Annotated in this window: 6 protein-coding genes; 4 read left to right on the forward strand and 2 right to left on the reverse strand. The window is 70.1% G+C overall.

The window, feature by feature from the left end; all coding sequences use genetic code 11:
• A partial coding sequence (locus VBO01S_RS30635; protein ID WP_169805112.1) for a sensor histidine kinase occupies positions 1-863 on the forward strand: 863 nt, incomplete at its 5' end.
• 220 nt (positions 864-1,083) lie between these two features.
• Here the strand turns inward: VBO01S_RS30635 and VBO01S_RS30640 are convergent.
• Together VBO01S_RS30640 and VBO01S_RS30645 are read right to left on the reverse strand one after the other, a co-directional pair.
• Positions 1,084-2,313: a CaiB/BaiF CoA transferase family protein gene (locus VBO01S_RS30640; protein WP_062482756.1), complete on the reverse strand. Its 1,230-nt coding sequence runs from the start codon at positions 2,311-2,313 to the stop codon at positions 1,084-1,086.
• Positions 2,314-2,317: 4 nt separating this feature from the next.
• Positions 2,318-3,289 carry a Bug family tripartite tricarboxylate transporter substrate binding protein gene (locus VBO01S_RS30645; RefSeq protein ID WP_062482760.1) on the reverse strand — a complete coding sequence of 324 codons (972 nt, stop codon included), beginning with the start codon at positions 3,287-3,289 and terminating at the stop codon, positions 2,318-2,320.
• Positions 3,290-3,389: 100 nt separating this feature from the next.
• Here VBO01S_RS30645 and VBO01S_RS30650 point away from each other — a divergent pair, with 100 nt between their 5' ends.
• From VBO01S_RS30650 to VBO01S_RS30660, 3 genes are all read left to right on the forward strand, one after another.
• On the forward strand, positions 3,390-4,289 hold the full coding sequence (locus tag VBO01S_RS30650) for a LysR family transcriptional regulator (protein WP_062482763.1): 900 nt from the start codon (positions 3,390-3,392) through the stop codon (positions 4,287-4,289).
• A gap of 68 nt (positions 4,290-4,357) precedes the next feature.
• A complete protein-coding gene (locus VBO01S_RS30655) occupies positions 4,358-4,801 on the forward strand; it encodes an SRPBCC family protein (protein WP_062482767.1) in 444 nt (147 codons plus the stop codon).
• 69 nt (positions 4,802-4,870) lie between these two features.
• Positions 4,871-5,377 (forward strand): transglutaminase-like domain-containing protein (locus tag VBO01S_RS30660; RefSeq protein ID WP_370682160.1); only part of this gene is annotated, 507 nt, incomplete at its 3' end.

Genomic DNA, 5,377 nt, shown 5'->3' on the forward strand with positions numbered 1-5,377 from the left:
CCGACCGGCTGCACGGCGAATACGCGACCCCCGACGCGCGCGTGTTCCGCCTGGAGGCCGCGGCCTTCAGCGGCGACGCGCCCGAAGACCGGGGCTGGGTCGTGATGCTGCCCGAGCTCACGGCCGAGCGCGAAGCGCAGCGCCAGCGCGACGAATGGCGCCAGTTCCTGTCGCACGACCTGCGCAGCCCGCAGGTCACGATCCTCAGCATCCTGTCGATGCATCCCACGGCCGATGCCGACATGCGTTCGGCCATCGGCCGCGAAGCCGAGCGCACCCTCGCGATGGCCGAGGGCTTCATGGATTTCGCGCTCGCCGAATCGGACGACTACCGCTTTGCGGACACGCACGTCGGCGCCGTGCTGCTCGATGCCAGAGACCAGGTGTGGCACTACGCGCAGTCCCATGGCGTGCGCGTCGAAGCCCGCATCGACGACGCCGCCGGCGACACGCCCCTGCGCGCCGACGGGGCCTTGCTGACCCGCGCCATCGTCAACCTGCTGAACAACGCCATCCGCCACAGCCCGTCCGGCCGCCGCGTGGAATTGGGCATGGCCATCGAACCCGGCGCCGACGGCGCGGATGCGACCAGCGTGCGGATCTCCGTCAGCGACCAGGGCTCGGGCATGACGCCCGGACAGCTCGACGCCCTGCTCCACGCGCCGCGCGGCCGGCGCGCGCCCACCGTGCCGGAAGCCGCCCCCGGCGAGACCAAGGGCACGGGCACGCGGCGCATGGGCCTGGGTTTTTCCGTCGTGCGCGCAGTGGTCCAGAAACACAACGGCACCCTGGGCGCGGACAGCGCGCCCGGTGCCGGCACCACCGTCTGGCTGCGGCTGCCCCTGCCCGGTTCACGCCCCTAGCACATCGAAGTGACGGGTTTTCCAATCCCGATGGGGACAATGTTGTGGAAAACCGTGTGCGCAGCGCGCGAAACCCTTGCCTGGCGGGGCCTGCAACACGGTGCCTGCGAAACAGGCAGCGACGCTGAAAAACCTGGAGAAATATTTTTCTCGGCGTTTTCGCCACACTTTCGGCGCTGAATCGGGACGCGCCGCAGCACCGGCGGGACCACCGTGGCGCTCAGTCCGAGGGCTCGCTCGCCGTGCCGTCGGCGAGCATGGCCGCGATGGTCGGCGCCTCCAGCCCGGCTTCGGCCAGGAGGCGGCGGGTGTCCGCGCCACGACGCACCGGCGCGCGCAGCGAAGGTGTCAGCGGCTCGCTGGACGTGAAGCCGATGCCCGGCACCGGCACCCGCCGCGCGCCGTTCGGCAACGGCAGCTCCACGTGCGGCCAGTCGCGCGCCATCTGTGCCGCCGCCTGTGCGGGGCGCATCACCGGCGTGGCGGGCACGCCGTGGCGGGTCAGCTGCGCATCCCATTCAGCCGTAGTCCGTCCGCCCAACGCCTGGCCGAGCAATGCCTGCGCGCGCGGCACATCGCGCTGCTCGGCGGCTTCGTGCAGCGACGACAGCAGCGAGTCGTCCGTGCCGGTTTCGCGCAGCGCGTTCAGCAGCCCCCTCGCCTGGTCGGCCGCATTGCAGACGATGGCCAGCTGGCCGTCGGCCACCTCGAAGGTGCCCGACAGCGGGCTGCCGGAAAACGCGGTCGATGCGCTGCGCGGCATCTCCATGCCGCTGACCAGCGGCCCCGCGTAGGTGGGCGCCATCAGCGTGAGCGCCGCGCCCATCATCGACACCTGGAGCCATTCGCCACGCACGCGCGTTTCGCCGTTCGGCCGGTCGCGCCGGTAGAGCGCGCTCATCACCGCCAGCGCCGCCTGCTGGCCCACGGCGTAGTCGACGAGCGGGAAACCCACGCGCTGCGGCTTGCCGTCGCGGTCGGCGTTGGCCGCCATGAGCCCGCTCGCGGCCTGGATCACGTGGTCGTAGGCGCGCCGGTCCGATGCGGGGCCGAAGCCGGTGATCGAGCAGACGACCAGCTGCGGATGGCGCGCGATCAGTTGCTGCGGATCGAAGCCGAGCGCCGCCAGCTTGCCGGGCCGGAAGTTCTCCAGCAGCACATCCGCGCTGCCGATCAGTTCGCTCAGCGCCTGTTTGGCCCGCGGGTCGCGCGCATCGATGGCCAGCGAGCGCTTGCCCGCGCCCTGCGTCACGAAGGTCTCGCCCAGTCCGAGCGCGGTCAGTTCGGCATCGAGGCCCTTGGCGCGAATCATGTCGTCGCCGTCGGCGCGCTCGATGCGGATCACCTCGGCGCCGAGCAGGCCGAGCTGGTAGCCGGCGAAGGGGCCGGCCAGCACATGGGTCCAGTCGATGACGCGCAAGCCGGCCAGGGGGGTGGGGGTCGATGTCATCGCGTCACTCCGGCTTGACGCCACTGTTCTTCACATAACGCGCCCAGCGGGCGATCTCTTCCCGGGCGAAGCGGCGGCCCTCTTCGAGATTGAACGCCAGCGGCTGCGTTCCGCTGCTGACGCGCAGTTGCACCGACTCCGGCGACGCCGACGACTTGCGGATGGCCGCATGCAGCGTCTCGACGATGGGCGCGGGCGTGCCCGCGGGCACGAACACGGCGGTCCATCCGGTGATCTCGAAATCGGCAATGCCTTGTTCGCGGAACGTGCCGACGTCCGGCGTGGCCGGATAGCGCCGCGCGGCGGCCACGGCCAGCGGCTTCAGCTTGTTCCCGTCGATGAAGACCTTGGCCACCGACGCGTCGGAAAACGCGAAGTCGATGTGCCCGCCAGCCAGGTCCGCCAGCGATTGCGGGTTCGACTTGTAGGGAACCGTGACGGCGTCGATGCCCGCCGACTTGCGGAAGATCTCGCAGGCCACCTGCGTCACCGCGTTGCCGCTGCCGCACCTGAGCGCGTTCGGATGGGCCTTGCCGTAGGCCATCAGGTCGGCCAGGTTGCGCCACTTGGCGTTGGCCGCGACGTACAGCGAGATCGGGCTGGTGCCCAGGCCCGCCACCATCTCGAACGACCCGGGTTCATAGCCGAGCCTGGCCGGGAAGAACGAGAAATTGACGGCGTTGGTCGTGGCCGAGCCGATCAGCAATGTGTACCCGTCGGGCTTCGCGCGCGCTGCGGCCGCCGTTCCCAGCGCGCCGTTCGCGCCCTGCTTGTTGTCGACGATGACGGGCGTCCTCAGGATGTCCGTCAGGTCCTTGGCCAGCACGCGCGCACCGATGTCGGTGCCGCTGCCCGCGGCGAACGGAATCACCAGCGTGATGGCGCGCGAAGGATAGGCCGCTTGTGCGCAGACCGAGGCAGTCCCCAGGGCCCACAAGGCGCACAGGGCGCCCAGGAAAAAAGAACTGCGAAGCATGAGGGGTGTGTCTCCTGGTGGTGTCCGGGCTGAACGATAGGTTGCCGCCCGGCGCGCAGCAACCTACATTCCGTGGCGACCTTTTCCACTTTGGAAAACCATGAACTTGAACGACCTCCATCTGGCCGTGGTGATCGCGCGCGAAGGCGGCCTGAGCCATGCCTCGGCCTGCCTCGGCATTTCACCGGGCACCCTGAGCAAGGCCGTGACGCGGCTCGAGCGCGCCACCAAAGTCAAGCTGTTCGAACGGCTGGCCCGGGGCATGCGTCCCACCGAGCTGGGCCTGGCCTTCCTGAAGCGGGCGCAGCGCATCGACCTGGACGCCACCGACCTGTATGCGGAACTGCGCGACCTGCGGCAGGCGCGCGCCGGGGTGCTGCGCTGCGGTGTCGGCGACGGCATTCCCGACCGCTGGGTGCTGCCGGTGGTGGCCGCGCTCATCGAGCGCGGGATCCGCGTGGACCTGTCGGGTGGCAACTCCGACTCGCTCACGCGGGCCGTCGCCATGGGCGAGCTGGAGTTCGCCCTGACCGGCCTGCACAAGAAACCGGCGGCCGCGCTGGCATGGGAAGGCCTGCGGGACGACCCGCTGCTGCCCATGGCGCCGATCGGCCATCCGCTGGCGCGCACCCGGCGCGAGGTGGGCTGGGACCAGCTCGCGCAGGCGCGGTGGATCGTCATGGCGCCCGGCACCTCGACGCACACCGAATTCGAAGCGAACTTCCGCGCGCACCGGCTCGACCCACCCGAGCCGGTGGGCACGTCGCGTTCGTCCCAGCGCGAGCTGGCGTTGGTACGTTCGCTGGGCGCCTTGATGCCGGTGCCGCGTTCGGTCCTGAAAGAGCCGCCGGTCGCGGCGCAGTTCGTGCCCGTCAGCCCCGTCGGCGGATGGCGATCGACCCGCCGCGTGGGCATCGTGCGGCGCGCCGGCGGCTACCTCAGCCCCTCGGCATCGCAGGCGATGGAGGCGCTGGAAGCCATCCTGCGCAAGGAGCGCTGACGACTGGAGGCGCAAGGCATGGTGCGCCGCGTGCGTTAGGCTCCACCACCTCCTCAACCCCTCGTTCCATGCACATCGAAGAACGCATCCACATCGCCGTCCCGCCCCGGGTCATCGACCGCATCTGGAGCGAGGTCGACCGATGGCACCTGTGGGACCCGGACACCAAGCAGGCCCGGCTCGACGGCCCCTTCGCCGTGGGCACCAAGGGCCGGATCGTTCCGCAAAAAGGCATGGGCGTCCCGATGGTGGTCACGGAGCGCTCCGAGGGCCAGTCGTTCACCGCGCAGGGCTACATCCCTCTGTTCCGCATGCACTTCAAGCACACGGTGTCTGCAACGGACAGCGGCTCGGACGTGGTGCACCGCGTGTGGTTCACAGGCGCCCTGGCCTTCCTGTTCGGGCCGGGCGTCGCCAAGCAGGTTCGACACGGACTGCCCCGGACCATGCGGTCGCTGAAGGCCTACGCCGAGCAGCGCCACGCCACGTCGGGGTCCGGCGACGCCCCCTGAAAGCCGCCGCGCGATGGCATCACACCGCGAATTCCAGCGCGCCCGCGAATGAAGGCGCATCATGGGCCGATGAACATCCAGCTCGGTTTCGAGATCGCCTACCAGTTTCCCCGGCCGACGCCGATGATCCTGGCCCTCAGCATTCACTACTCGCGCGCCTCGGACCTGCTGCGCCCGGACCATCTGCTCACGAAACCGGCCGTTCCCACCACCGCGTACCGTGACCTGTTCGGGAACTGGTGCACACGCCTGGTCGCCCCCGCGGGCCGCTTCGTGCTGAGCACCGACACCGTGGTCCACGACAGCGGCGCACCCGACATCGTCGTGCCCTCGGCGCCGCAGGTGCCGGTGGAGTACCTGCCCGAGTCCACCCTGCTCTACCTGCTGGGCAGCCGGTACTGCGAAACCGACCTGCTGTCCGACTTCGCCTGGCAGCGCTTCGGCAACGGCCCGACCGGCTGGGGCCGCGTGCAGGCGGTGTGCGACTTCGTGCACCAGCACATCGAGTTCGGCTACGAGCATGCGCGGCGCACCCGCTCGGCGTTCGAAGCCTTCAAGGAAGGGCAAGGCGTGTGC

The organism is Variovorax boronicumulans NBRC 103145, assembly GCF_001591345.1.
GTDB classification, from domain to species: Bacteria; Pseudomonadota; Gammaproteobacteria; order Burkholderiales; family Burkholderiaceae_C; genus Variovorax; species Variovorax boronicumulans.

Excerpts from the sequence above, each read along its gene's own strand:
- VBO01S_RS30640 (WP_062482756.1), bottom strand. The coding sequence starts at position 2,313 with ATGACATCGACCCCCACCCCCCTGGCCGGCTTGCGCGTCATCGACTGG.
- VBO01S_RS30645 (WP_062482760.1), bottom strand. The coding sequence starts at position 3,289 with ATGCTTCGCAGTTCTTTTTTCCTGGGCGCCCTGTGCGCCTTGTGGGCC.
- VBO01S_RS30650 (WP_062482763.1), top strand. The coding sequence starts at position 3,390 with ATGAACTTGAACGACCTCCATCTGGCCGTGGTGATCGCGCGCGAAGGC.
- VBO01S_RS30655 (WP_062482767.1), top strand. The coding sequence starts at position 4,358 with ATGCACATCGAAGAACGCATCCACATCGCCGTCCCGCCCCGGGTCATC.